Source organism: Arthrobacter sp. ISL-69 (genome assembly GCF_018613775.1).
Classification (GTDB): domain Bacteria; phylum Actinomycetota; class Actinomycetes; order Actinomycetales; family Micrococcaceae; genus Arthrobacter.
Genome location: NZ_JAGGPO010000025.1, coordinates 89,663 through 114,207 on the forward strand (window position 1 = coordinate 89,663; position 24,545 = coordinate 114,207).

The window sequence follows — 24,545 nt, forward strand, 5'->3', positions numbered from 1 at the left end:
CTCCCTTTAACGCCAGCGGCCGCCCGCCTTCGCTGGGAAGGTGGGCGGCCGCTGTCGTACTTAGGCGGTGGGGACTTATGCCTTGTGAGGCGGGCGGGTCATGGACATGACGTCCAGGGCGGTGTCCAGCTGCTCTTCGGTCAAATCGCCGCGCTCCAGGAAACCCATGGCGACGACGGTCTCGCGGATGGTCAAACCCTCAGCCACGGCCTTTTTGGCGATCTTGGCGGCGTTCTCGTAGCCGATGAACTTGTTCAGCGGGGTGACGATGGACGGCGAGGCCTCGGCGAGGAAGCGTGCGCGCTCGACGTTGGCGGTGATGCCGTCGATCATCTTGTCGGCCATGACGCGGCTGGTGTTGGCCAGCAGGCGCACGGATTCGAGCAGGTTGGCGGCCATGACGGGGATGCCGACGTTCAGTTCGAAGGCGCCGTTGGTGCCGGACCAGGCAATGGCGGTGTCGTTGCCGATGACCTGGGCGCACACCATGATGGACGCCTCGCAGATGACTGGGTTGACCTTGCCCGGCATGATCGAGGAGCCCGGCTGGAGGTCCGGGATGGCGATTTCGCCGAGGCCGGTGTTGGGGCCGGAGCCCATCCAGCGGAGGTCGTTGTTGATCTTCATGAAGGAGATCGCGATGTTGCGCAGCTGGCTGGAGGCTTCGATGAGGCCGTCGCGGTTGGCCTGGGCTTCGAAGTGGTCGCGTGCTTCGGTCAGCGGCAGGCCGGTGTCGGTGGCGAGCAGTTCGATGACGCGCTCCGGGAAGCCGGCAGGGGTGTTGATGCCGGTGCCCACAGCGGTTCCGCCGAGGGGAACTTCAGCCACGCGGGGGAGCGAGGCGTTGATGCGCTCGATGCCGTAGCGGACCTGCGCGGCGTAGCCGCCGAACTCCTGGCCCAGGGTCACCGGGGTGGCGTCCATGAGGTGTGTGCGGCCGGACTTGACCACGTCCTTGAACTCCACGGCCTTGCGCTCCAGTGACTCGGCGAGGTAGCCGAGGGCCGGGATGAGGTCGTTGATCAGCGCCGATGTGGCCGCAACGTGCACCGAGGTGGGGAAGACGTCGTTGGAGGACTGCGAAGCGTTGACGTGGTCGTTGGGGTGGACCACCTTGTCGCTGCCGGCAGCCTTGAGGGCACGGGAGGCAAGCTCGGCGAGGACCTCGTTGGTGTTCATGTTCGAGGACGTGCCGGAGCCGGTCTGGAAGACGTCGATGGGGAAATCGCCGTCGTACTTCCCGGCGGCTACCTCATCGGCGGCATCCGCGATCGCCTTGGCCAGCTCGCCGTCGAGCACTCCAAGTTCTGCGTTGGCCTGGGCGGCAGCCTTCTTGACCCGGGCGAGGGCCTCGATGTGTGCGCGTTCCAGGGTTTTGCCGGAAATGGGGAAGTTTTCAACTGCACGCTGCGTCTGTGCACGGTACAGGGCGTTCACGGGGACGCGGACTTCGCCCATCGTGTCATGTTCAATGCGGAATTCTTCAGTGGAAGTCATGGGGCTAGCTTAGGGCGATTGGCGGCCGGGGCTAAAACCGTGAAGTGCCCCGGGCCGTCACTTAGAGCTCGCCGATTCCCGAAACGAGGTCCGCCCGGCCGTCCGCGAGGCTGTACGACAATCCAATGACTGCGGCCCGGCCCGTTTCAATTGCGGCGGAAATCACACGCGAGCTGTCCACCAGCCGCTGCGAGGTCTGCTTGACGTGCTCGACCACCATCTCGTTGACTTCGGTCTCGTTGTTGCGGAGGGAGGTCAGGACGGACGGCGTGATCCGCTCGACGAGGTCGCGGATGAAGCCGACCGGCATCTGGCCGGTTTCGACGGCGGACTTCGTAGCGCTGACCGCTCCGCAGCTGTCGTGCCCCAGGATCACAATCAGCGGAACACCCAGCACGCTGATGCTGTATTCGAGCGAGCCGAGCACGGCGTCGTCAATCACCTGGCCGGCGGTGCGGACGACGAAGGCGTCGCCCAGGCCGAGGTCGAAGATGATTTCTGCCGCGAGGCGGGAATCCGAACAGCCGAAGATGACTGCGAAAGGGTGCTGGTTCTCCACGAGCGAGGAACGCCGGGACGCGTCCTGGTTGGGGTGGGAGGATTCGCCGGCGACGAAGCGTTCATTTCCTTCGCGCAGTCGCCGCCAAGCCAGCGCGGGAGTCAGGTTAGTAGCCACGGGGCTACTTTACGGTGAAGGGGTGGCCGAATGTGAAACCGTGGCGGCCGGGTTACTTTCCAGTGACTTCACGACGGCGTCAGCCAGGACCGCGAACTCGTCGAGTTGCGCCGTGCCGGTCAGGACAACGGTGGTGCCTTTGTGTTCGAGCACCATGCTCTTCTCGCCTTTGCCGGTATCCCGGAGCTCCCAGTCGAGGCCGCCGGCGTTGCGGCTTCCTGTGACCGGGGCGTTCTTTGTCTGCTGGAGCAGCCACGTGGGATTTGCCCGTGCGGTCTGGACGAGGCCGATGAATGATTCCTTGGGCGTGAGGTAGCCGACCTCCCACACGGGCACCCCGCTACCCGCTCCGGACTCCCAGCGGGCGTAATTCGGACTGAATGTGTCGCCGGTCCCGGGCGCTACCGGTGTGAATCCCGCCACACCGGCCGCGTTTTGGGCGATGGCGCTGACGTCGACGTTGGGCCGGTAGCCCTCGGACTTTGGCGAGGGGTTCATCAAGACGATGGGGAGAAATGCGGCGACGCTCACGACCAGCGCGATGAGCATGCCGATGACCGAGGCGTTGGCCCTTTTCGCCGCCGCAGCGCGGATAACTGGCTTAACCACGGGCGCATCGGCAGCGCCGGCGGTGCCCGCGGGGGAGCCGGTGCCGGGCGTCTGGGTGTCGGGGGTGGACTTGTCTTGCGTTTCGCTCACGCTTCTATAGTCGCCCATGGGAAGGCTGTTCTCACATTCGTGCCGTTCCTTCGGTGAGGAAACGCCGTGTTTCACGGGGTGGTCATCCCATGACCTTCGGATGCTCCCGCGACTATGATCAGTACCAGAGGAATCACCGTGACGGACTGATACCGGCCGTACGGGTTCAATGATCGCCACTCGAAGAAGAGGTTCACGTGTCACCAGCGCCTATGACCCAGCAGTATTCCACGATTTCCCCGTCGCTTGCCGTTGGCATTGACGAGCCGGACCGCAACCTTGCCCTGGAACTTGTCCGCGTCACCGAAGCCGCCGCAATTGCCGGTGGCCACTGGGTGGGCTTCGGCGATAAGAACAAGGCTGACGGCGCAGCAGTCGACGCCATGCGCTCCTTCCTTCAGACCGTCCACTTCAATGGTGTTGTGGTCATCGGTGAAGGTGAGAAGGACGAAGCTCCCATGCTTTTCAATGGCGAGCACGTAGGTGACGGCACCGGCCCCGAGTGCGATGTCGCCGTCGACCCCATTGACGGAACCCGCCTGACTGCCCTGGGCATCAACAACGCCCTCGCCGTCCTGGCCGTCGCCGAGCGCGGCTCCATGTTCGACCCCTCCGCCGTGTTCTACATGGAGAAGCTCGTCACGGGCCCGGAAGCGGCGGACATGGTCGACCTGCGACTCCCCGTCAAGCAGAACCTGCATTTAATCGCCAAGGCGAAGGGCGTTAAGGTCAACCAGCTGAACGTCATGATCCTGGACCGGGACCGCCACCGTCCCCTCGTGGAGGAAATCCGCGAAGCCGGTGCCCGGACCAAGTTCATCATGGACGGCGACGTCGCCGGCGCCATTGCTGCGGCCCGCTCCGGCACCGGCGTTGACGCGCTCATGGGCATCGGCGGAACACCGGAAGGCATTGTGGCGGCCTGCGCCATCAAGTCCCTCGGCGGCGTCATCCAGGGCCGCCTCTGGCCCACGAGCGATGACGAGAAGCAGAAGGCCATCGACGCCGGGCACGACCTCGATCGTGTGCTTTCCACGAACGACCTCGTCTCCAGCGACAACTGCTACTTCGCAGCCACGGGCATCACCGACGGCGACCTCCTCCGTGGCGTGCGCTACTCCAAGGACAAGGTCCTGACCCAGTCGATCGTCATGCGCTCCAAGTCCGGCACCATCCGCTTCGTGGACGGCGAGCACCAGGCCAGCAAGTGGGAAGGCTACGCCCGCAAGAGCTAGTCCCTCCGCTTTTCAGCGCGAACTGGCAGCAAATGCCCTCAAATCCAACTTCTGAGGGCATTAGCTGCCAGTTCGCGTTTAAGCCTAAATCCCATCCTGTGGATAACCGTTGGCACAGTCGTATTTCGGTTGAGAATGGACCATGTCACGGACGCCGATGCCACCTCAGCTACCGCATGGATCCTTCCTCGTCACCGACGCGGATGAGCTGGGGCTCAGCCGAAAACAGCTGAGCCGCGCTGGCATCTTCACGCCGTCCCGCGGGGTCAGGCTGCCCTTGGCCAGCACCGGGAGTGCGGCCGACAACGTCCGTGCTTATACCCGCCTCGACCCGGGCTGCGTGCTTACCCACTCGGCGGCTGCCCGGCTCTGGCGCATCTGCGTGCCGGGCTGGCTGGACGCCGATTGGCGGATCCACATCGCCCGCCCGGCCGACAGCTCTAAACCGCGCCGGCGAAATGTGGTGGGCCACCAATTGTCGTTCAAAGACGGCGAAGTAATGATGTTCGACGGCGTGCGCCTCACCTCGCCTGCACGCACCTGGCTGGACCTGGCGTCGGTGTTGGGCTTCGACGAACTGGTCGCGGCCGGCGACTCGGTCGTTGTCGAACACGGCGAAGATTTTCCGCTGCCGCGTCAACCGCTTGCCGCTGTCCCCGACCTACAGCGGATTATCAGCCAACACCCGGGGATGCGCGGTGTGAAGAAGGCGCGGCTCGCCTTGGATCTGGTCCGCGTCGGAGCGGACTCGGCCCCCGAAACCATGTTGCGCCTCGCCCTGGTTCGGGCCGGACTTCCCGAGCCTGCCTTGAATGTGGTGTTGCGCAACGGTCTTGGTCATCCGGTGGTCTGGCCCGACGCGGCCTACCCCGAGCACCGTATAGCGCTTCAGTATGACGGTCTTCACCACGGCGATCCGGACCAGTACCGCCGCGACATAAAACGCCAGTCGTTGACCGAAAGCCTGGGCTGGCGGGAGCTCCGGGTCGACAAGCACGACCTCGAAGGTGATAGGCCCGCCGTCGTCGACAGGGTCAGGGCCCTGTTGGACCCGTTCGGCGCGAAGACTCTGCGGCGAACTGGCAGCTGATGCCCCCGAATGGTGAATTTGAGGGCATCAGCTGCCAGTTCCCGCTCGGGGGGAGGTCGCGTGGATCGGTTACCGGCGGGGCGGGTCAGTTACGGAGGTCGCGGAGTTTTTCGCGGGCCTTCCGGGCCAGCTGGTAGGCGCCGTAGCGGAATTTCTTCACGGGCAGGTCCCAGGTCCCCGGGTAGGCGATTTCGCGCCCCCCGAATGACTTCTTGAACCCCGTGAACCCGGCCCATTTGTGGTTCGGCTGGTCCTCCGGTGCCACACCCCAGAGGTCCACGTATTTCAGGCCCTTCTCCTTGGCATCCGCCATGAGCGTGACCAGGAGCGGGATGCCGGCGCTAAGCTTCCGGTGCGAGTCGTCCAGGGCCGCGTGGGCATAGGTACGGGTGTCGGCGGAATCGTAGGCCAGGGCCGCGGCGATGGGGCCGCCGTGGCGTTCGGCGATGAACAGAGTGGCCGCACCTGCAGGCATGAGGGAACGGGCCACCTGGCTCAGGTACTCATCGCTCTGCGGCTTGAACCCGCTCCTTTTGGCCGTCATGTGCAGGAAATTCAACAGCACGCGGATGTCCTCCGGATCCTGCGACGTCCGGAAAGTCACGTCCTTCTTGTGGATGTTCCGGTAGAGGTTCCGATTCACGGGTTTCATGGCGGCGAGGACGTCCTTGAAGTCCTGCTCCAGGTCCACGATCCAGCTCAGTTCCGGCTGCTGGCTGACCGGAGCGGGCTGCAGGCCGCGGCTCCGCAGCACGGTTCCGGACGCAGCAGCGTCGAAGCCGGCACTGACAGGTTCGATCCGGACAAAGGCTGCCCCGCTTTTCCGGGCCACCGCCACGAGAGCCGCCAGCGCGTCGTCGAACGCTTCCAGGGAAGCCGCTACCGGACCGTACGGGGCGTAGAGGACCTTCCCCGCCGGGTTCTTCTCCTCAACGGCCAGGAAGCTCCATCCGGGACCCGACTGTTCGTGGACCGTGCGCCCGAGCGACCGCTGGAAATCCGCCCACTGCGGGGTCTGCAGGAAGTACTCCACCGGATCAGGACCCGACGGCGGTGGTCACGGCAAAGGCAACGGCTCGCCCGGTGGCGCTGGCAACCGGGTGTACGTTGACCGGAGCCTCGGACGCAGGGAGGAAGGCGCTGGTCCCGCGGTCCAGGTGGAGGTCGCCCTTGGGGGAGTCCAGCAGGACCGAGCCGGACACCACCATGATCACGGCTGCGCCGGACTGCGCCAACGGAACGGCGGCGCCGTCGGGCTCCAACACGATCCGCTGCAGCTGGAATTCGCGGAACGGCGGACGGTAGAGTTCCTGGCCCAGCGCGGACACCTCAGCGTCCAGCATCGGCACTCCCACCGACTCGAACTCAACAGTGGCCAGGAGCTCGGGAACATCCACGAACTTTGGGGTGAGGCCGCCGCGGAGCACGTTGTCCGACGACGCCATCACCTCGATTCCGAGGCCGTGCAGGTAGGCGTGGATATTGCCTGCCGGGAGGTAAACGGCCTCGCCGGGCGCCAGCGAGATCCGGTTCAGCAACAGCGAGATGAGTACACCGGGATCGCCGGGGTAGTGGCCATGCAGGCTGACCGCCGTCGACAGCTCGGTCTGGTACGGGGTCATCGGCAGCCCGGCCTTGAGGGCCGCCACGAGTTCCCGCACCGCATGCGAGACGGCGTGGCCGCCGCCGATGAGCCTGGTGAAAGCAGCCTTCAGGGCATCGTGCTCAACCGGCGCGGAGAGGTCCGCCACAACTTCCAGGAACACCTGCGGAACTTCAGCCGACATCTCACGCATGGACGCTGTCAGGTGTTCAAAAAGCGCACGGGACGACGCGGCGGGGCGGAACCCGCACAGCGCCTCGAACGGTGTGAGGGCGAAGATCATCTCCGGCTTGTGGTTGTCATCCTTGTAGTTGCGCTCCGCGGCGGAACGGTCGACGCCGGCAGCCTCCTCGCGGGCAAACCCCGTCCGTGCCTGGTCCAGCGTGGGGTGCACCTGGAGGGACAGGGGGCTCTCGGCGGCCAGGACCTTGAGCAGGAACGGCAGGCGGGGGCCGAACTCGGCCACGCAGGCGCTGCCCAAGTGGTGTTCGGGATCGGAACTGATCAGTTCATCCAAAGCCAGCGGCCCGCCGTCGGCCGCGGTGGCCACGGACGGCGAGTCCGGGTGGGCGCCCACCCACAGCTCCGCTTCCGGGCCGCCGGAGGCCTGCCTGCCCAGCAGGCCGGCGATGGCGGTGGTTGATCCCCAGGCGTAGGGCCGGAGGACATTCTCAATTTCGTACACGGCCTGGTGTCCTTATCTCGTTGCAGCAGGTTGGCTGCTGCAGATTCATCGATGCGTGCTGGCGCCTGGACGGCGGAAGGAAGGTGGAGCCGTCCACCTACAGCGGGCGGCACTGGCCGTTCGTGGCCACGAGGTCCCGGATTGCCTGCTCGTTGCCCTCACGCTTGAACTGGTTGAGCATCTCTTCGGTGATGGGCTCGCCATCGGGGGTCGTGGTCACCGGTGTGAAGTCCGACGCCGACGGCGAGGGAGCCGGCTGGGTCAGGGGAGCCAGCGGTGGGGCCGCCATAACCGGGCCTGCGGCCGTTCCGGGCTGCACGATGGCGTCATCCACGCCGGTATCCCCGGCTGCCCCCGCCGGCTTTTCGGACTGGGCGGCGAGCAGCTGGTCAACCTTCTCGTGGATCTGGTCGAAGTCCGGCACAGTGGAGAACGAGGCGTCGAAGTCCGGCGGCCCGATGGTCAGCCGGCTGACTTCCTTGCCCTTGGCCTTCATGGCCAGGTCGACGAAGCTGCCGAGCTGGCTCGCGGAAATGTTGGAGTCCACCACCTTCGTGCCCGCGTTCGCGATGTCCTCAAACTTGGAGAGCAGCGTTGCCGGGTCCAGCTGCTTCAGCATGGCCTGCTGGACGCACTGCTGCCGCTGGATACGCGCGTAGTCGTCCACGAACTCCCGGGAGCGTCCGTACCAAAGGGCGTGGTAGCCGTCCAGATGCTGATCGCCGGCCGGGATCCAGCCTGTTGGCATCCCGTGGATACCGTTGGCCTCATCCACCATGTCGCCGCTCAGCGGCACCCAGCCGCCGGCCTTGATCCTGATGCCGCCCATGGCATCGATGAGCTTCGCGAACCCCTCCATGTCAACGAGGACGTAGGCCTGGACTGTGATGCCCAGGGAACCTGACACGGCCTCGAGCGTTGCCTGGGCACCGGGATCCGCCACGCCGGGGTAGAGGTCCGTGTGCTCGTTAGTCACTTCGGTATTGATGGCGTTGATCAGGCATTCGTCGCCGCAGTTGTAACCGTCAGGGTAGATCTGACGCATGGGGGAGCCCTCGCTGAACTGGGCATTCTGCAGGTTGCGGGGCACCGAAATGATGGCGGTCTGTCCGGTCTTGGCATCGACGCTGAGGACGGAGAGGCTGTCCGGACGGCGGCCCGTGCGGTCGTCGCCGGCGTCGCCGCCCATCATCAGGAAGTTGTAGCGGCCGTCCACCGGGTCGATCGCCGGGCCTCCGGCGAAGATGCTGTCGATCGCGTTCCGGCTTACGTTCAGCACGTAGGCCGCATAGCCCAGGGTGCCGCTGCTGAGCACCATCGCCAGGACCAGGGCGACGCCGACGATGGGCCGCATCCCGGGGGCCAGCAGGACCGGCCGGATAAGCCTGAGCGTGTTGACGAACAGCGCTGCCCAGCCCAGGGCGAGGGCAACGAGGATGACGATGATCAGGAGTGAAGCCACCGTGTTGGTGAGGATCCCGATGAGGAGGGTGCGGTTTGCCAGCAGCAGCACCAGTGCCACGATCACCAGGCTCCAGACAGCGAGTGTCACCCGCAGCGCGATCCTTCCCAGTTTGCGGTCGCCGGCCACGATCTGGGCACTCCCGGGGACGAACAGGGTCAGCAGCAGCAGGACAAACGCACGCTTCGTCCTGACGGGCGCCGGAGCGTTCACGGGGTTACGGACGGGGTCCGTAAGCGCCTGCTGCGGGGCCTGGGGACGGGATTGGCTGGTGGTCATCTGCTTGATTCCTAACGGCTACCCCGGAGAACGACGTTGCCGTCGGAGAACACTTCGCTGACTTTGTGGCGCAGGTTCGCGCCCTTGCGGGTTGCCACGTCGTTGAGCTCCTGGGCGAATTCGATCAGCTCGCCGCGCAGGCGGACGGCGAGGTCGTCCGTCCCGGAGGCCAGCATCCGGACGGCCAGCAGGCCGGCGTTTCGTGCGCCCGCGATCGACACGGTGGCCACCGGCACGCCGGCGGGCATCTGGACGATGGACAGCAGCGAGTCCATGCCGTCGAGCGTCTTCAGCGGGACGGGAACGCCGATGACCGGCAGCGGGGTCACGGAAGCCAGCATGCCGGGCAGGTGCGCCGCGCCGCCGGCTCCGGCGATGATGACGCGCAGACCGCGCTCGTGGGCGGTCTGGCCGTAGCGGATCATTTCGGTGGGCATCCGGTGGGCCGAGACCACATCGGCTTCGAAGGGGATCCCGAATTCGGCCAGGGCCTCCGCCGCAGCTTCCATGACCGGCCAGTCCGAGTCGGACCCCATGACGAGGCCCACGATCGGCGCGGCTGAATCCGTGTCAGCGGCGTGGATTGATGCTGTGCGTGTGCTCATGCGGTCTCCTCGGAGTCTTGCGATGTCCGGGCCGGTGCCCGGCCGTCACGGATGATGCTGGCGACGGTCGTGGCACGCTGCCGGACGGAATCAACGTCAGCGGCCGAGGCCCCCACCAGGTTGACGTGGCCGATCTTCCGGCCGGGCCGGACCGATTTGCCGTAGCAATGGATCTTCGCGGCGGGTTCGGTGGCCATGGCCTGCGGAAAGGCAGAGTACAGCTCCTGGTTCTCGCCGCCGAGGAAATTCTTCATCACTACCACCGGGCCCAGGGCGTCCGTGGCGCCGAGGGGCAGGTTCAGTACTGCGCGCAGGTGCTGCTCGAACTGGCTCGTCACCGATCCGTCCTGCGTCCAGTGGCCGGTGTTGTGCGGACGCATGGCGAGTTCGTTGATGAGGAAGCCGGAGCCAGCCCCAGGAGTCTCGAAGAGTTCCACGGCCATGACGCCGGTGACGCCGAGTTCGTTGGCGATGCGGATCGCTGCGTCTTCGGCAGCTGCCGCCACCTCGAGGGGGATGTCCTGGGCAGGGGCAATCACTTCGTCGCAGACGCCGTCCACCTGGATGGTGTGGACAACGGGCCACGCGCGTGATTCACCGTCCGGAGTCCTGGCAACGAGCGCAGACAGCTCACGGCTGAACTCGACCTTGGCCTCCGCCAGCAGCGGAGTCATGGCCGCAAACCAATCCGCGGTGTCCGCGGCTTCCGCTACGGACCCGACGATGCGGACGCCTTTGCCGTCATAACCGCCGCGGGGTGTCTTCAGCACCACCGGCCAGCCGGTGTCCTCGCCAAAGGCAACCAGCGCGTCGACGTCGGCAACCGAGGCCCACACCGGGTTCGGCAGCTCCAGCCGGTCGATGGCCGCGCGCATCACCAGCTTGTCCTGCGCGTGGACCAGGGCGTCCGGGCCGGGCTGTACATTGACGCCGGCCTCTTGCAGCGCCCGCAGGTGGTCGTTGGGGACGTGTTCATGGTCAAACGTCATGACGTCCAGCCCTCTGGAGAACTCCAGCAGGGCGTCAAGATCCTTGTAGTCACCTACCGGCGACGTCGGCACAGCGGAGACTGCGGATACGTCCTCGCCTTCGGCCAGGACACGGAGTTCAAAGCCCAAGGCCGTTGCGGCGGGGGCCATCATGCGGGCAAGTTGGCCGCCGCCAACTACGCCGATTACTGGAAAAGTCACAAGAGCCAGCCTACAGAAGAGCGGGGGCGTTCCGGGCTTTCGCATCGTTTCGGCCCGGATTTTGCGTCATTTCGGCGCCCGCACCCCGCTGCCTTGCGGGGCTGTCGGGACTCCTCCCAGCTTTACGGGCTAAAATGGGTCCTTGGCCCTGTGGCCTGAAATCTCAGACGGCCATGGAGGGTCATGATTTACACACTTGCAGAACGATTGCGCGGACTCGCCTCACTCTTCTGGCGTGAGGTGGCAAAGTTCGGCGCCGTCGGCGGTGTCGCCTTCGTTATCGATAACGGCCTGACCTACTACCTGATGCACGGTCCGATGACGGACAGCGAAGCAAAAGCCAGATTTGTGGGCGCTACGGTCGCTACGATTTTCTCCTGGATCGCCAACCGCTTCTGGACCTTCCGGCATCGCCGCCAGGACAACGTGATCCGTGAGTTCTTTATGTTCATCCTGATCAACGGCATCGGTATCGGCATCTCCACCGGGTTCACGGCCCTCGCCAAGTATTCCTTCGGCATCACGGACAAGAACATGCTGTTCCTGGCCGGGGTGGCCGGCATCCTGGTGGCCACGGTGGTGCGCTTCTTCGCTTACCGCTTCCTCGTCTTCAACAAGGAACTCGACGAAGAGCCGGCATTCTCGCACGACCACGAGATCATCGAGCTGCACCACCACCAGAACAAGCACGCAGTCCACGTTCCCGGCAGCGAGCCGGAAGCAAGGCTCAAGGACCCGGACCTCCCCAGCCCGGACCGGATGAACTAGCGGGGCCTATGCTCCCTTTACGCGTTCGTCGCTGAGGAGCTTGTCGGTCACCTTGACGTCAGGGTGGACAAGCACAACGGAACCGTCGTTGTGCCAGGCGCCCAGCGCCTGGACCAGGGCAGCCTCGAGGCCGTCCGCGGCGCGGACCAGCAACCGCACTCCGGCGTCGTGGGCCGCCGCGAAGCCAGTGAGCAGGTCCGAGTGCACATGGGCCGTGCCGGCTGCTGACATGACCGCCCGCCCGGAAGCTTCCGGATCGACATGGGCCATAAAAACGTCACCGTGCGAGCGAACCTCGGCGCCGAAGTCAACGACGCCGGGCGGCAGCTCTCCGGGCCAGCGCATTGCCAGGGCCGGAAGCGGCACTGCGATAACGGCGTCGAACCCCGACTCCTGGTTGGCGGATTCCGGTGAGTGGGTGGCGAGGAGTTCGGCGTCGCCGGAGTCCAGCACAACCTCCATCCCAAGCTGCCAGGCGGCAAGGGCCAGGATCACTGACTTCCAGTGCGCCGGAAGGTCCAGCCGCAGCCGCATCCCGGGTTCGGCGTCGAGTTCGTCCTGCAGCAGGTTGCTGGTCTTGGCGACCCAGTTGTCCAGAACGCGGCCGGACAGCTCCACCCTCTCGGCGTCAGGTCCGTACCAGGTCAGTCGCGGGGACGTGGAGTGGCCGGAACGCAGTGCAGTCATCAAGTCGATCGCGGGGATGCTCATGCCAACATCTTGCCACGGTGCCCGTGGGCGCGGGAGGTGCGTCCGAGGGCAGGGCAGGAAGCCTGGGGGCCGGGGCGCAGCGTCCGGCCCCATGTGATCTCCGACACGTGCTGATAACTAACTTTGTTAGCCTAAATGAAGCGCGGAGGACGGAAGCCCCGGGATTCCCGGGAAATTCCCAGAAAACTAGTCAGTAGGCTGTCAAAATCGCGGTGATTGCGGCGAGTCGGCCAAAAAACCCCGGGCGTGGCGTGGCGGCGGATTGTGTCCCGGGTTGATTATTATCCCGCTGCCGCTTGACTACCAACGACTTACACACGTGTAATTAGTTATCGAAAGCCATTGCGCAAATACAGGCCACACAACCGAGTGTCCAGGTATTCACAGCAGAGGCAGCAACATCAGGAGGGACGCCATAATGGGGCAAGTTGAGCGTATCCATGAAGATGCCGTCGTCGCCGGTCAAGCGTCGGCAAAGTACCGTTCGCGGGGCGTGCCAAGCGATTGGTATGTAGATCCGGCCGATCCGGATGCTGCCGAGCGGTACAACCAAAGCACCAACGATTCAGTGCAGGACCAGGCCACGGCCTTCCTGGCAGCGCATGAGGCGCTGCTGGCTGGCAACCCGGACCAGGACAATGATCTGCATGATCCTCCGATGGAACTGCAGACCCTTCATTCGGAAACCACCGCGCAGCCGGTCTGGATCGGCCTTCCCTTCCAACAGGACTTCGACGACGAAGGCGAACTTGGATGGCAGACGGACGCACTGTGCGCCCAGACTGATCCGGAGGCTTTCTTCCCCGAAAAGGGAGGCTCCACCCGTGACGCCAAGAAGGTCTGCGGCGCCTGCAACGTTCGCTCACAGTGCCTGGAATACGCGCTGTCGAATGACGAACGCTTTGGCATTTGGGGAGGCCTCTCCGAGCGCGAGCGCCGTCGGCTGAGGAAGCGGGCAGTCTAATTCTTCAAGTAGTACATGTCACCGCCGTTGTGGTCGCCCACAACGGCGGTGACTATCTCCCCATGACCCTGGCGGCTTTGTCGGAGCAGACCCGTCCGGTGGACGCTTTTATCGGCGTCGATACCGGCTCGCGGGACAATTCCGTGGCTCTGCTTAACGACGCGTTCGGCGAAGCCAATGTCACCACCTTCCAGCAGGGGAGGAGCGGGATGGGGGACGCGGTCAAGGCCGGCCTGGCCGCCCTGGACCCCTGGGATCCTGACCGGCCCGGGGCCGACACGGAGTGGGTCTGGCTGCTGCACGACGATGCAGCACCCGCCCCGGAGGCCCTCGCCGAACTGCTCCATGCCGTGGAGCGGGCACCGTCTGTGACAGTGGCAGGCTGCAAGCAACTGGACTGGAACGCCAGGCGCCGCCTGATCGACGTCGGGCTTTCCACCAGCCGCTGGGCTGAGCGGCTGACCCTTATCGAGGCGGACGAACTTGACCAAGGGCAGTACGACGGCCGCAGCGATACCTTTGCGGTCAACTCCGCCGGCATGCTGGTGCGCCGGGACGTCTGGGAAGAACTGGGCGGCTTTGACCCCGGACTGCCCGGCACCGGGGACGACGTCGACTTCTGCTGGCGCAACCGGCTGGCCGGACACCGCGTGGTGGTGGTGCCGACCGCACGGATGTTCCACGTTTCGCACCGGCCGCATGCGCTGGGGAGCGCCAGTGCCGCCCGCAAAGCCCAGGTTCACCTGCGCCTCAAGCACGCCGTGTGGTGGAAGGTGCCGCTGCACGCGGCGGGAGCGCTGCTCGGGAGCCTGTTCAAGCTCGTCCTGAGCATTGCCGTCAAGGACCCCGGCCACGGATTCTCCCAGCTCGTGGCGACGTTCGTGGCACTGGGCCGGCCCGGTGCCGTGATCCGCGGACGCCGGGAAGCTGCACGGACCCGGAAGATCCGCCGCTCTGTCATCAAAGGACTCCAGACCCCGCGGCGTGAGGTCTGGGCGCACCGGCGTTCCCTCATAGAAGCCCTGGGCGCCGACGATTCGGCCGAGGACGCCGCCAGGACCGATCCGCTGGCCGAACAGCCGAGCGGTGACTCCACGGACGATTTCGCCGCACTGACCACCTCCGACCGCGGCTGGGTGGGCAGCGGTGCCCTGCTCGCTGTGTTCCTGACGGCGGCGGCCTCGCTGATTGGGCTCTCCGGATTTTTCCGCGCCGAAGCCGTCTCCGGCGGAGCGCTGATTCCGCTCTCCTCAAAGGTCTCGGACATCTGGTACCACGCCACCGGCTGGTGGATCGGGCTGGGCGCCGGACTGCCCGGCCACGGCGACCCTTTCGCTTTCCTCCTGTGGATCCTCGGCCTTGCCGGCGGAGGCGACGCGAACAGCGCCCTGGCCTGGCTTCTGCTACTCGCCATGCCGCTGTCCGGCCTCGCTGCGTGGTTCGCCGCCGGCGGCGTGACCACGCGCCGGCGGTTCCGCCTCGTGGCAGCCCTCGTGTGGGGCGGCGCGCCCGCCCTGCAGATCGCATTGAACCAGGGGCGGCTGGGAGCACTCGTTGCGCACATCATGGTGCCGCTGCTGGTACTGGCGCTGCTGCGTGCCACCGGCACCGCCCGCGGTCAGGGACGCTTTGCCGTTCCCGAAGCAGGGGACCGGCGGTTCACGGAAAAGCCTCCCACCAAACCGGGTGTCAACGGGACACCGTCCTGGACGGCCGCTGCGGCGGCGGGCCTGGCACTTGCCGTTGTGGCAGCAGCGGCACCGTCGCTGCTGCTTCCGTCCGCCCTCGTGGTTGTCCTGGCCGGAATCTTCCTGGGCAGGCGCGGCCGCACTGTATGGTGGGCACTGTTTCCCAGCGCCGCACTTTTCGTTCCGTTCGGTGTTTCCGTGCTTGACCGTCCCCGGGCGCTGCTGGCAGACCCCGGCGTGCCGCTCGGTTTTGATGGCGCGCCGTTGTGGCAGCAGATTCTGGGACAGCCGCTCCATTTCGATACCGACGGCGGCCTGGCCGGCCTTCCGATGTTCGACGGATCCGCCGTCCCGTGGGCCTTGCTCCTGGCCCTGCTGGTCGGGGCTCCGGTCCTGGCCCTCGCGACGGCGGCGCTGTTTGTCCCGGGTAAGCGCACCCGTGTGGCCCGCGCCTTGTGGGTAGCCGGACTGATCATCCTCGCCGGCGGCTGGCTCGCCGGCCACGTCGCCACCGGCGCCAGCGCCGACATGCTCGTCACGCCTTTCACGGGACCTGCCGTGTCCGCAGCCGGATTCGCGCTGCTGGGCGCTGCCCTGATCGGGGCCGACGGGCTGCTCTGCTTCGCTGAGCAGCCGGCCGCCGCCCCGGCCGCCCGCAGGATCGCCCTCAAGTCAGTCTCCGTGCTTGCCATGGTGCTGCTCCTCGCCGGACCCGTGGCCGGCTTGACCGCCTGGGCCGCGCAGAACCTTTTGCAGTCAGCATCCGGGGCTGCGCCTGCACCGGTGGGAACCTCACCGTTGGGAACCCCCCGGCAGATCGTTCCTACGGCCGCCCGCACTCTTCCCGCCACGGCCATCGACCGCGGCCAGGGGCCGGAGCAGGCAAGGACGCTGGTTATCGACACGGTGGAGGACGGCACCTTTGATGCCTCCATCGTGAGGGGCGCCGGCACCACCCTGGACGGCCTGTCCACCATCGCGGCCGCCCGCAACATCATGGGCGACCCCGGCGCGGAAACCGTCAGGGATGACGACGCCGTCACGGCAGCCCTGCGCAGCGTCGTGGCCACCGTGGTCGCCGGCCAGGGCGTTGACCCACGTCCGGAACTGGAACGCCTCGGAGCCGGATTCGTTGTCCTCCGGGCCTCGGACACCGCTGCGCAGCTGACCGCGAGCCGGATGGACGCCGTGCCCGGGCTGGTGGCTGTGGGGCAGACCAACGTCGGCTGGCTCTGGCGGATCAGCCCGCTGAACCAGCCGGTCATCGACGCCGCGGACGTTGCCCACCGGGTACGCATCGTTGACGGCTCCGGCGCCGCGATCGGTCTCGTCCCGTCCGGCCTGGAATCCGTTGACGCCGCTGTCCCGGAAGGACCTGAAGGCCGGCTCGTGGTCCTCGCCGAACGCGCCGATCCGGGATGGTCCGCGTGGATGGATGGCCGCCGCCTGACATCCACCACGTCCGGCTGGTCCCAGGCATTCACGCTCCCCGCCCAGGCCGGCCAGCTCACCATCCGCTACGAAAACCAGTGGGCGGTGTGGACCGCTGTCGTCCAGGCAGTGGTCATCGGCCTGACGGTACTGCTCGCCGTCCCCATGCCTGCCCGCCGGCCGAACACCGGCCTCTCCCGGGACGAAGGCTCCCTGCGTAAGGAACATCAGCATGCATAAGGACGAGAACGACGGCGTACCGGAAGCAAGCCGGGACGGCGTGACCGCCGCGGCGGGTGCCGACGTCCCGGCGGACGGCTCTGACGCAGGGGTCAACGAAGCGGTGCCCGCTCCGGCGGCCGCCCGCCTGAAGCGGTTCACCGGACGCGGAAAATCCGTCCGCGGAACGGTTGCCGGACTCGCCTCCGCAGTGGTGATCGTGGCCGCAGCGGGAAGCCTGGTAGCGGCGGCGTCGATGGCGCCGCAAAGCGCCGGCAGCCGCAAGCTCGAAGCGCCGCTGGCGGCGGTCCCCGCGGGAAGCAATGTGGGGATCTGCCCCGGCCCGGCCCGGCTTCTGGAAGGCACTCCCGTGGGCACAGACCCGCAGTTCAGCCCGGAGTCGGCCACAGCCAGGAGTTTGGTCGACGCCGCCGTGCTGAGCACCAATACCGGTGTGCTGCCCGGTAGCAGGCTGGCCGAGCTGAACGGCACCACCCTCACCGAAATCGCCAAGGACCCCGGCACGCCCACCGCCGCGGCTGCGCCTGCCCCGCTGCTGGTAGGCGTCGTGTCCCAACGGGCGGTGGACTCCGTCAGTGTCCTGAGCGCGGACGCCGTGGGTAACCAGCAGGCCACGGCCGGAGCCGTCATGAGCTACACCGCCACCGACGGCGACCTCCAGGGCTCGGCCGCCGCGGGCTGTCAGCAGCCGGCCAACGATCTGTGGCTGGTCGGCGCGAACACTGCGCTGGGCCGGACCGCGGTACTGAACCTCAGCAACGCCTCCAGCACCCCGGCCACCGTCAGCCTGGACCTGTACGGCGCGCAGGGCCAGATTCAGGCGCCCGGCAGCAGGGGGCTCCTGGTGGCACCGGGGACTACCCGTTCAATAGTGCTGGCCGGGCTGGTTCCGGATCAGGAGAAGCTGAGTATCCACGCACGCAGCGCCGGAGGACCGGTCACAGCCGTCGTCCAGCAAAGCACCCTTCGGGGGCTCACTCCGGGCGGCGTGGACTTCATTGTGCCCGGAGCGGCCCCGGCAACCCGGCAGGTGATGTCCGGGGTGGACATCCAGGATCCGGCTTCCGCCAGGGCCCTCGCTGCCAAACAGGGTTTTGCCGACGCCGCAGCGGCCCTGCAGATTGCTGTTCCCGGTCCGGCCGATGCCGTGGTCGAAATCAGGCTCTATGGACGCGACGGCCAAAAGGCACTGCCGGGCGGCGGCGTGGTTACGGCCAAGGGCGGGTCCGTTACCGAGGTTTCCCTCGCCGGTGTCCCGGCCGGCCAGTACACCGTGGCAGCCAGCGCCGATGTTTCGTTTGCCGCTGCTGCCCGGGTCACCCGCGGGCTGAAGTCGGACAGCGCCACGGACTTCGCATGGTCGCCGTCGTCAGCCAGGCTCGGCAGCCAGCATGTGGTCGCCGTGCCGCGCAGCGGAGAGCGGTACCTGGTCCTGGGGGCTCCCGATGACCGGGCCAAGATCACCTATACGCCGATCACGGCCGACGGCAAGCTCCGTGCAGCCGCCACCGCAGACCTTGCCGGCGGTACAACGGCGCTCGTTAAGCTGCCGGACGAAGTGGGCGGGGCACCCGTGCTCGGATACGTTGTGTCAGCATCCGGGGACGCCGCTTACGGCGCGGTGCTGCTGGAGCAGGAAGGGCGCGCGGACGTCGCCACGGCCGCAGTGGCACCCGGCGCAGCTGGCCAGGAGCAGGTCGCGGTAAAACTGGGCTACTAGCGGAAGGCTAGTAGCGGCGTCGGTAGACGGGGTCCAGTGTCTCCGGAGCGACCCCCAGCATTTCGGCGGTGCGTTCCACCACGACGTCGTGCACCAGGTCCTGGAGCTCCTCCCGGCCGGAGCAGGCGTTCTCGATGACCCGGCGGTAGAGCGTGATCACCGGACCTTCATCGGCGGTGGCGGGTTCATACAGGCCCATGGGTGCGGGGGACCGGTCCGCAACCAGCTGTTCGAGGCCCTGCGGGATCTCGTCAACGGCAAACCTGACACCGTCCAGCGGCTTCCCCCAGATGTCATGCAGACGCTGGGCGGAGTCCATGACCATCTCGTCGAAGTGGTCCGAGCGGGTGCGGTATCCGGGCAGGGTGGGCAGCATCAGTTCGCCGCGCAGGCCACGGCCATGGCGGTTCCTGCGGCGCTCTCGAAAGCTCTTCCCGCGGACCGCTTCCGCGGGCGTGGCGCTGTCCGCCGGCTGGCCGGCTCCCGGGTCAGCCAACCGGACCGTAAAACCCGGAACGTGGTGCGATTGCTGCATACACTGACTCTAAACCCGCCGCATGAAATACGCGACATAACCCGAAACGCCACACGGGCCATCGGGACTGCCTGCGGCGCCACGGACCGTAATGCACGGCGGCGCCTTAAACGGGGAGTAGTCTGTGATGTCGTGGGTGCTATTCGTCAATGTTCAAGATCGGCCTGCCGCAAGTCAGCGGTGGCAACTTTGACGTACGTATATGCGGACTCCACGGCTGTTCTGGGTCCGCTGGCCACGTACGCGGAACCGCATTGTTACGATTTGTGCGAACAGCACGCCGGGTCGCTGACGGTGCCGAGGGGCTGGGAAGTCCTGCGCCTGGCCATGCCGGCAACGCCGCCGCAGCCAGGCCCCGATGACCTTTTGGCCCTCGCCAACGCCGTCCGGGAGGCGGCGCTGCGGCCGTCCGCCGCGGACACAGTGCCGGGCCAGCGGTCCGCCCACGCCGCGCTCGAGGCTCCTCCCGTGGGGGAAGGCACGCGACGCGGGCACCTGCGCATCCTCCGCGAACCGTCCTAAGCAGCGTCCGTCCTAAAGCGCGGCACCGCCGGGAAGCTTGTACGCTGGAAGCTGCAAATCCATCGGCCACCGGTGCGCCTGCTGCGGCGCCCATCAGGAGCATCCACTATGCCAAAGATCAGTCCTGACCTGTTGTCTGTCCTGCGTTGCCCCGTTACCGGCTCCACGCTGGTCCAGGAAGGCGATGAACTCGTCTCGACCGCCGCCGGTGAGTCCGGGGAAAAGCTGCGTTATGCCATCGAGGACGGCATCCCGCTGCTCCTGCCGCCGGAACTGCTTTCCGCCGCTACCGCCGCATCTTCGGACCAGCACGACGGCGGGCGCGCTTCCGCCGCGTCCGGTTCCGCATCCTCCAGTTCCGCCGCGGCGGGCCCCGCCAGCGCCGAATAACTGACCGGCCGGCCCATCGCGCGCCCGCCCGGCACCCGAACTTCCCATAGTTCGCCGAAGGGCCGCGTCATCCCTCCGTTCCAGAATCTCCCCGGATACAACACAAGGACTCACATGACTTTCGACTTCAAGGTTGCCGACATCTCCCTGGCCGAGGCCGGCCGCCACCAGATCCGCCTTGCGGAACACGAGATGCCCGGCCTCATGTCCCTGCGCGAAGAGTTCGGTGCCAGCCAGCCGCTCAAGGGCGCCCGGATTGCCGGATCCCTCCACATGACGGTCCAGACCGCCGTGCTGATCGAAACCCTCACCGCGTTGGGCGCCGAGGTCCGCTGGGCTTCCTGCAACATCTTCTCCACCCAGGACGAAGCCGCAGCCGCCGTTGTGGTGGGCAAGGGAACGGTTGAGGACCCGCAGGGTGTCCCCGTGTTCGCTTGGAAGGGCGAGACCCTCGAGGAATACTGGTGGACCGCCGAGCAGATCCTCACCTGGCCCGGCGCGGACAGCAACCCGGACCTTGGCCCGAACATGATCCTCGACGACGGCGGCGACGCCACCATGCTGGTGCACAAGGGGGTCGAGTTCGAAGCCCTCGGATCCGTGCCGGCCGCAGCGGAGGACGAGTCCGACGAGGGCCGCGTCTTCCTTGACGTGCTGACGGCCTCCCTCACCCAGGACCCGCAGAAGTGGACCCGCATCGGCTCCCGCCTGCTCGGTGTCACGGAAGAGACCACCACCGGCGTGCACCGCCTCTACCAGCTGGCTGAGCAGGGCAAGCTGCTCTTCCCGGCGATCAACGTCAACGACTCGGTGACCAAGAGCAAGTTCGACAACAAGTACGGCATCCGCCACTCGCTGCCGGACGGCATCAACCGCGCCACGGACGTCCTGATGGGCGGCAAGGTCGCCGTCGTCTGCGGTTATGGTGATGTGGGCAAGGGCGCGGCGGAAGCCTTCCGCGGGCAGGGCTCCCGCGTGATTGTCACGGAAATCGATCCGATCTGCGCGCTGCAGGCGGCCATGGACGGCTACCAGGTAGCGACGCTGGAGAGCGTCCTCAGCGAGGGCCACATCTTCATCACCACCACCGGGAACAAGGACGTCATCATGGCCGAGCACATGGCCGGCATGCGCGACAAGGCAATCGTGGGCAACATCGGCCACTTCGACAACGAAATCGACATGGCCGGGCTGGCACGGATTCCGGGCATCAAGAAGGTGGAAATCAAACCGCAGGTGCACGAATGGGTTTTTGATGCAGACCCCGACACGGGAAAGGGCAGTCGCTCCATCATCGTCCTCTCGGAAGGCCGCCTCCTGAACCTGGGCAACGCCACCGGCCACCCGTCCTTCGTGATGAGCAACTCCTTCGCGAACCAGACGATTGCGCAGATTGAACTGTTCACCAAGCGGGACCAGCCCGAGGGTGAGCGGGAGTACGAGAAGCAGGTTTACGTACTGCCGAAGATCCTTGACGAGAAGGTTGCCAGGCTGCACCTGGACGCGCTGGGAGTCGAGCTGACGGAACTGTCCAAGGAGCAGGCCTCGTACCTGGACTTGGACGTCGCCGGTCCGTACAAGCCGGACCACTACCGCTACTAAAAGCCACAGCCGGCAAGCCGGCGGCAAGCACCATGGAAGAAGGGCCCCGGAACAGAAGCCGGGGCCCTTCGGCGTGACTGTAGTGTTGCGGGTTTCCCCGAGAACTCCAAGGACTTTGGCCTAAGCTGTGGCCATGATGATTGCAACGGTCCCTGAACTGTGACGGCACGGAAACCCTGGACGACCGGCGGGAAAGTCCTGCTGCTTGGCGCCGTCTGCGTGCTTGCCGCCGGCGGGGGCCTTTTCGCCGCCGTGGCCCCGGGAGCCAGCCGTGCCGCCTTTGAATCGGAGGCGGGCTCGGCCGAACGTACGACGCCGGGACTCGCGGCACCGGTGGTAGCCCCCTTGCAGCTGACGGCGTCGCCGGCCGACGGCGCGCAGCAGGTAAATCCGGCAGCACCGGTATCGCTGCAGGTCACCAACGGAACCGTTGAACGCGTTGCCCTCACGGGCGTCGACGGCGCAGCCATTGAGGGGAGCCTCAGCCCGGACGGCACAGGCTGGTCAGCCGCCGGACCCCTGCAGTTCAACAGCAGCTACACGTACAGCTTCGTGGTGACCGACGCGGCCGGCCGCAAGACAAGCACCACCCGCACTTTCACCACCGTCTCAACCGCGAATGAAGCGGATGCCGCCGTTTATCCGCTGGATGGAATGAAGGTGGGCGTTGCGCAGCCGCTGCAGATCACGTTCAGCGAACCCGTGCTGAACAAAGACGCAGTGGAGAAAGCCATCAAGGTCTCCGCGACGTCCGGCCAGGTGGGCGACTTCCACTGGTTCAGCGACACCATGGTCCGGTACCGGGCCGAGAATTTCTGGGCTGCCAACAGCACCGTGACCATGGACATGCGGCTCTTCGGCGTCGACCTCGGCAACGGCCAGATCGGAAACTTCAACAAGAAGGTCACCGTCCACATCGGCGACAAGAAGGTGGCCGTGGCCGATGCCACGGCCCACACCTTCTCGGTGAACGTCAATGACGAGCCTGCCGGCTCCTGGCCCGCCACCATGGGTGACACCCGGTTCCCGTCGGCCCGGGGCTTCCTCGTGTTCATGGAGAAGTACCGCGTGGAGCACATGTCTGCCGCCAGTATTGGGCTAAAGCCGGGCGACCCGGCATACTACGGCGAGCTTGACGTTAACTACGCCACCCGCCTCACGTCCAGCGGTGAATTTATCCACCAGGCCACGGACTCCGCGATGCCATACATCGGCGTGACCAACCTTTCGCACGGCTGCATCGGACTTGGCCCGGACGCGGCCAAATGGGTCTTCGACAACATGACCACCGGGGACGTCGTCCAGGTGGTCAACACCGAGGGTGAGAACGCCAACTTTTACGACGGATTCGGTGATTGGAACATCCCCTGGCCGCAGTACGCCAATTGACCCCGCCGCAGTACGGTAAAATCGTCTGGTCAGTGCTGGACGCTGAACGAGACTGCACACGGTACTGGGGCTAATCACGGGCCTGTCGGGGGACATGGAGAAGGTCATGACTGAAGTCCGCAAGCGTAAAACCATGAAGATACTGGGCGTCGCCGCCATCTGCGCAGCGGTGGCTGCCGGCGGCATCGGCGTTGCCACGGCCCCCAGCTGGGCTGAGCCCGTTTTCCAGTCAGAGTCTTCAAGCCCGGTCCGCAACGAACCGGGGCTGGCTGCGCCGGTCGTCAAGGCCGTGGAGCTCGGCGTGACCCCCACGGACGGCGCTGCGGGAGTCAACCCCGCCGTCGTGCCCTCCGTCAAAGCAGTCAACGGGACGGTGAAGGACGTCGTCCTGGCAACTGCAGGGGGCGAGCCGGTCAAGGGCACCCTGAGCGCCGACGGTTCCACCTGGACCGCCCTGGACCCGCTGGAGTTCGACGCCAGCTACGAGTACGCCTTCACGATCGTGGACCAGGCGGGCCGCGAAACCAAGAAGAACCAGACGTTCACCACGGTGGCCAAGGCCAACGAGGCCGACGCCGCCGTGTACCCGCAAAACGGGTCCACCGTGGGCTCGGGCCAGCCTATCGAAATCATCTTTTCCGAGCCGGTCCTGAACAAGGAAGCCATGGAGAAGGCCGTTGCTGTCACTGCGTCTTCGGGCCAGGCGGTCGCCTGGCGCTGGTATTCCGACCAGCGCGTGCGCATCCGGCCGGAGGCGTTCTGGGCCTCCGGAAGCCAGGTCACTGTGGACCTGAAGCTGTTCGGTGTGGATTTCGGGAACAAGATGGTCGGCAACGTCGACACGAAAGTCAGTTTCAAGGTCGGCCCGCAGCGCGTCGCCATCGTCGACGACGTCACCAAAACCATGAACGTGTATTTTGACGGCCAGCTCGTGAAGACCGCCCCCGTGACCCTGGGCGACGCGGGGTGGCTCTCACCCACCGGGTACGCCGTGATCATGGAACAGGAACGCCACTCGAAGTTCAATGCCGGCAGCATCGGCCTCAAGCCCGGTGACAAGGGCTACTACCCGCCGCTGACCGTGGAATACGCCAACAGGCTGACCTCGTCCGGCGTTTACGTCCACCAGGCGCTGGAGTCTGCCTGGAGCTACGTGGGCAGGGTCAACGTCTCGCATGGTTGCGTCGGCCTGCTGCCGGCGGATGCGGCCTGGTTCTTCAACAACATGAAGACGGGCGACGTCGTCCAGACCCTTAATACGGGCGCCCCGCCGGTGGAGCCGCTCGAGGGCTACGGCGACTGGAATATTCCCTGGGCGCAGTACGCCAAGCGATAGCGCCTGCGGCCTAGGAGACTGCTGAATTAGTGGGCTTCTTGGCTGCTGGCCATTGGTTTTCTTCTTATGGCAGCGGTGTGAGTCTGACCGTACGGGATCTGATGGGGCTTCCGCGCAGGTCGGTGACCGTCCGTGAGGGCTTTGCGGGCCTCGTGTGGGCTTCTCCTGATCCTGGCAGGTGGGGCGGTTGTCTTTCAGGCCAGTGCCCAGGTCCCGTTGTTCTCGCGG

The 24,545-nt window shown here is 66.2% G+C and carries 21 protein-coding genes; 11 read left to right on the forward strand and 10 right to left on the reverse strand.

From position 1 onward, the window contains the following. Positions 1 to 75 precede the first annotated feature (75 nt). The 3 genes from J7I79_RS18320 to J7I79_RS18330 all read right to left on the reverse strand — a co-directional run bounded on the left by J7I79_RS18320 (position 76) and on the right by J7I79_RS18330 (position 2,890). Entirely contained in the window at positions 76 to 1,497 is a 1,422-nt protein-coding gene (locus J7I79_RS18320; protein WP_214955608.1) for a class II fumarate hydratase, read from the reverse strand. Between the two features lie 61 nt (positions 1,498 to 1,558). Beyond that, entirely contained in the window at positions 1,559 to 2,173 is a 615-nt protein-coding gene (locus J7I79_RS18325) for a carbonic anhydrase (RefSeq protein ID WP_214955610.1), read from the reverse strand. A 9-nt stretch (positions 2,174 to 2,182) separates the two neighbouring features. Beyond that, a complete protein-coding gene (locus tag J7I79_RS18330; RefSeq protein WP_214955612.1) occupies positions 2,183 to 2,890 on the reverse strand; it encodes a DUF4245 domain-containing protein in 708 nt (235 codons plus the stop codon). Between the two features lie 194 nt (positions 2,891 to 3,084). Here J7I79_RS18330 and glpX point away from each other — a divergent pair, with 194 nt between their 5' ends. After that, positions 3,085 to 4,107 (forward strand): class II fructose-bisphosphatase, encoded by a 1,023-nt coding sequence (gene glpX / locus J7I79_RS18335; protein ID WP_028270439.1) that lies wholly within the window; start codon positions 3,085 to 3,087, stop codon positions 4,105 to 4,107. A gap of 142 nt (positions 4,108 to 4,249) precedes the next feature. After that, positions 4,250 to 5,197 carry a hypothetical protein gene (locus J7I79_RS18340; RefSeq protein ID WP_214955613.1) on the forward strand — a complete coding sequence of 316 codons (948 nt, stop codon included), beginning with the start codon at positions 4,250 to 4,252 and terminating at the stop codon, positions 5,195 to 5,197. A gap of 85 nt (positions 5,198 to 5,282) precedes the next feature. Here J7I79_RS18340 and J7I79_RS18345 read toward each other — a convergent pair whose 3' ends face one another. The 5 genes from J7I79_RS18345 to J7I79_RS18365 form a co-directional block, all read right to left on the reverse strand. Then, positions 5,283 to 6,230, reverse strand: a complete 948-nt coding sequence (locus tag J7I79_RS18345) for a lipid II:glycine glycyltransferase FemX (RefSeq protein WP_214955615.1) — start codon at positions 6,228 to 6,230, stop codon at positions 5,283 to 5,285. A gap of 4 nt (positions 6,231 to 6,234) precedes the next feature. Continuing rightward, a complete protein-coding gene (gene manA / locus J7I79_RS18350; protein ID WP_214955617.1) occupies positions 6,235 to 7,485 on the reverse strand; it encodes a mannose-6-phosphate isomerase, class I in 1,251 nt (416 codons plus the stop codon). A gap of 97 nt (positions 7,486 to 7,582) precedes the next feature. Then, positions 7,583 to 9,226 (reverse strand): LCP family protein, encoded by a 1,644-nt coding sequence (locus tag J7I79_RS18355; RefSeq protein WP_214955619.1) that lies wholly within the window; start codon positions 9,224 to 9,226, stop codon positions 7,583 to 7,585. Between the two features lie 11 nt (positions 9,227 to 9,237). After that, entirely contained in the window at positions 9,238 to 9,831 is a 594-nt protein-coding gene (gene purE, locus J7I79_RS18360) for a 5-(carboxyamino)imidazole ribonucleotide mutase (RefSeq protein ID WP_104172717.1), read from the reverse strand. After that, complete coding sequence (locus tag J7I79_RS18365; protein WP_251043002.1) at positions 9,828 to 10,973, reverse strand: 5-(carboxyamino)imidazole ribonucleotide synthase; 1,146 nt, start codon at positions 10,971 to 10,973, stop codon at positions 9,828 to 9,830. The genes purE and J7I79_RS18365 overlap by 4 nt, the downstream gene beginning before the upstream one ends. Before the next feature lie 231 nt (positions 10,974 to 11,204). On the opposite strand from J7I79_RS18365, the gene J7I79_RS18370 reads away from it, so the two are divergent. Then, complete coding sequence (locus J7I79_RS18370; RefSeq protein WP_214955623.1) at positions 11,205 to 11,789, forward strand: GtrA family protein; 585 nt, start codon at positions 11,205 to 11,207, stop codon at positions 11,787 to 11,789. A 6-nt stretch (positions 11,790 to 11,795) separates the two neighbouring features. Here the strand turns inward: J7I79_RS18370 and J7I79_RS18375 are convergent, their stop codons facing one another. Then, entirely contained in the window at positions 11,796 to 12,500 is a 705-nt protein-coding gene (locus tag J7I79_RS18375) for a TIGR03089 family protein (protein ID WP_214955625.1), read from the reverse strand. A gap of 418 nt (positions 12,501 to 12,918) precedes the next feature. Here J7I79_RS18375 and J7I79_RS18380 point away from each other — a divergent pair, with 418 nt between their 5' ends. The 3 genes from J7I79_RS18380 to J7I79_RS18390 are packed head-to-tail and all read left to right on the forward strand — an operon-like array spanning position 12,919 to position 18,543. Continuing rightward, positions 12,919 to 13,464: a WhiB family transcriptional regulator gene (locus tag J7I79_RS18380; RefSeq protein WP_214955627.1), complete on the forward strand. Its 546-nt coding sequence runs from the start codon at positions 12,919 to 12,921 to the stop codon at positions 13,462 to 13,464. Between the two features lie 29 nt (positions 13,465 to 13,493). Continuing rightward, entirely contained in the window at positions 13,494 to 16,823 is a 3,330-nt protein-coding gene (locus J7I79_RS18385; RefSeq protein WP_214955629.1) for a glycosyltransferase family 2 protein, read from the forward strand. Further along, entirely contained in the window at positions 16,816 to 18,543 is a 1,728-nt protein-coding gene (locus J7I79_RS18390) for a DUF5719 family protein (RefSeq protein ID WP_214955631.1), read from the forward strand. Before J7I79_RS18385 ends, J7I79_RS18390 begins: the two co-directional genes overlap by 8 nt. A 7-nt stretch (positions 18,544 to 18,550) precedes the next feature. Here the strand turns inward: J7I79_RS18390 and J7I79_RS18395 are convergent, their stop codons facing one another. Then, positions 18,551 to 19,078, reverse strand: a complete 528-nt coding sequence (locus tag J7I79_RS18395; RefSeq protein ID WP_214955633.1) for a metallopeptidase family protein — start codon at positions 19,076 to 19,078, stop codon at positions 18,551 to 18,553. 132 nt (positions 19,079 to 19,210) lie between these two features. On the opposite strand from J7I79_RS18395, the gene J7I79_RS18400 reads away from it, so the two are divergent. From J7I79_RS18400 to J7I79_RS18420, 5 genes are all read left to right on the forward strand, one after another. Next, on the forward strand, positions 19,211 to 19,600 hold the full coding sequence (locus J7I79_RS18400) for a DUF3499 domain-containing protein (RefSeq protein WP_104172709.1): 390 nt from the start codon (positions 19,211 to 19,213) through the stop codon (positions 19,598 to 19,600). A gap of 108 nt (positions 19,601 to 19,708) precedes the next feature. Further along, positions 19,709 to 19,990 (forward strand): Trm112 family protein, encoded by a 282-nt coding sequence (locus J7I79_RS18405; protein ID WP_104172708.1) that lies wholly within the window; start codon positions 19,709 to 19,711, stop codon positions 19,988 to 19,990. 114 nt (positions 19,991 to 20,104) lie between these two features. Next, positions 20,105 to 21,592 carry an adenosylhomocysteinase gene (gene ahcY / locus J7I79_RS18410; RefSeq protein ID WP_214955635.1) on the forward strand — a complete coding sequence of 496 codons (1,488 nt, stop codon included), beginning with the start codon at positions 20,105 to 20,107 and terminating at the stop codon, positions 21,590 to 21,592. Positions 21,593 to 21,751: 159 nt separating this feature from the next. Next, positions 21,752 to 22,981: an Ig-like domain-containing protein gene (locus tag J7I79_RS18415; protein ID WP_214955637.1), complete on the forward strand. Its 1,230-nt coding sequence runs from the start codon at positions 21,752 to 21,754 to the stop codon at positions 22,979 to 22,981. A gap of 106 nt (positions 22,982 to 23,087) precedes the next feature. Then, positions 23,088 to 24,317, forward strand: coding sequence for an Ig-like domain-containing protein (locus tag J7I79_RS18420; protein WP_251042979.1), 1,230 nt, complete (start codon positions 23,088 to 23,090; stop codon positions 24,315 to 24,317). Positions 24,318 to 24,545 lie beyond the last annotated feature (228 nt).

What these genes read in the sequence shown, in the direction of transcription:
- J7I79_RS18340 (WP_214955613.1), top strand. Translation starts at nt 4,250, where the DNA reads ATGTCACGGACGCCGATGCCACCTCAGCTACCGCATGGATCCTTCCTC.
- purE (WP_104172717.1), bottom strand. Translation starts at nt 9,831, where the DNA reads ATGAGCACACGCACAGCATCAATCCACGCCGCTGACACGGATTCAGCC.
- J7I79_RS18375 (WP_214955625.1), bottom strand. Translation starts at nt 12,500, where the DNA reads ATGAGCATCCCCGCGATCGACTTGATGACTGCACTGCGTTCCGGCCAC.
- J7I79_RS18380 (WP_214955627.1), top strand. Translation starts at nt 12,919, where the DNA reads ATGGGGCAAGTTGAGCGTATCCATGAAGATGCCGTCGTCGCCGGTCAA.
- J7I79_RS18355 (WP_214955619.1), bottom strand. Translation starts at nt 9,226, where the DNA reads ATGACCACCAGCCAATCCCGTCCCCAGGCCCCGCAGCAGGCGCTTACG.
- glpX (WP_028270439.1), top strand. Translation starts at nt 3,085, where the DNA reads ATGACCCAGCAGTATTCCACGATTTCCCCGTCGCTTGCCGTTGGCATT.
- J7I79_RS18395 (WP_214955633.1), bottom strand. Translation starts at nt 19,078, where the DNA reads ATGCAGCAATCGCACCACGTTCCGGGTTTTACGGTCCGGTTGGCTGAC.
- J7I79_RS18330 (WP_214955612.1), bottom strand. Translation starts at nt 2,890, where the DNA reads ATGGGCGACTATAGAAGCGTGAGCGAAACGCAAGACAAGTCCACCCCC.
- J7I79_RS18390 (WP_214955631.1), top strand. Translation starts at nt 16,816, where the DNA reads ATGCATAAGGACGAGAACGACGGCGTACCGGAAGCAAGCCGGGACGGC.
- J7I79_RS18420 (WP_251042979.1), top strand. Translation starts at nt 23,088, where the DNA reads ATGACTGAAGTCCGCAAGCGTAAAACCATGAAGATACTGGGCGTCGCC.
- J7I79_RS18370 (WP_214955623.1), top strand. Translation starts at nt 11,205, where the DNA reads ATGATTTACACACTTGCAGAACGATTGCGCGGACTCGCCTCACTCTTC.
- J7I79_RS18365 (WP_251043002.1), bottom strand. Translation starts at nt 10,973, where the DNA reads ATGATGGCCCCCGCCGCAACGGCCTTGGGCTTTGAACTCCGTGTCCTG.
- J7I79_RS18405 (WP_104172708.1), top strand. Translation starts at nt 19,709, where the DNA reads ATGCCAAAGATCAGTCCTGACCTGTTGTCTGTCCTGCGTTGCCCCGTT.
- J7I79_RS18320 (WP_214955608.1), bottom strand. Translation starts at nt 1,497, where the DNA reads ATGACTTCCACTGAAGAATTCCGCATTGAACATGACACGATGGGCGAA.
- ahcY (WP_214955635.1), top strand. Translation starts at nt 20,105, where the DNA reads ATGACTTTCGACTTCAAGGTTGCCGACATCTCCCTGGCCGAGGCCGGC.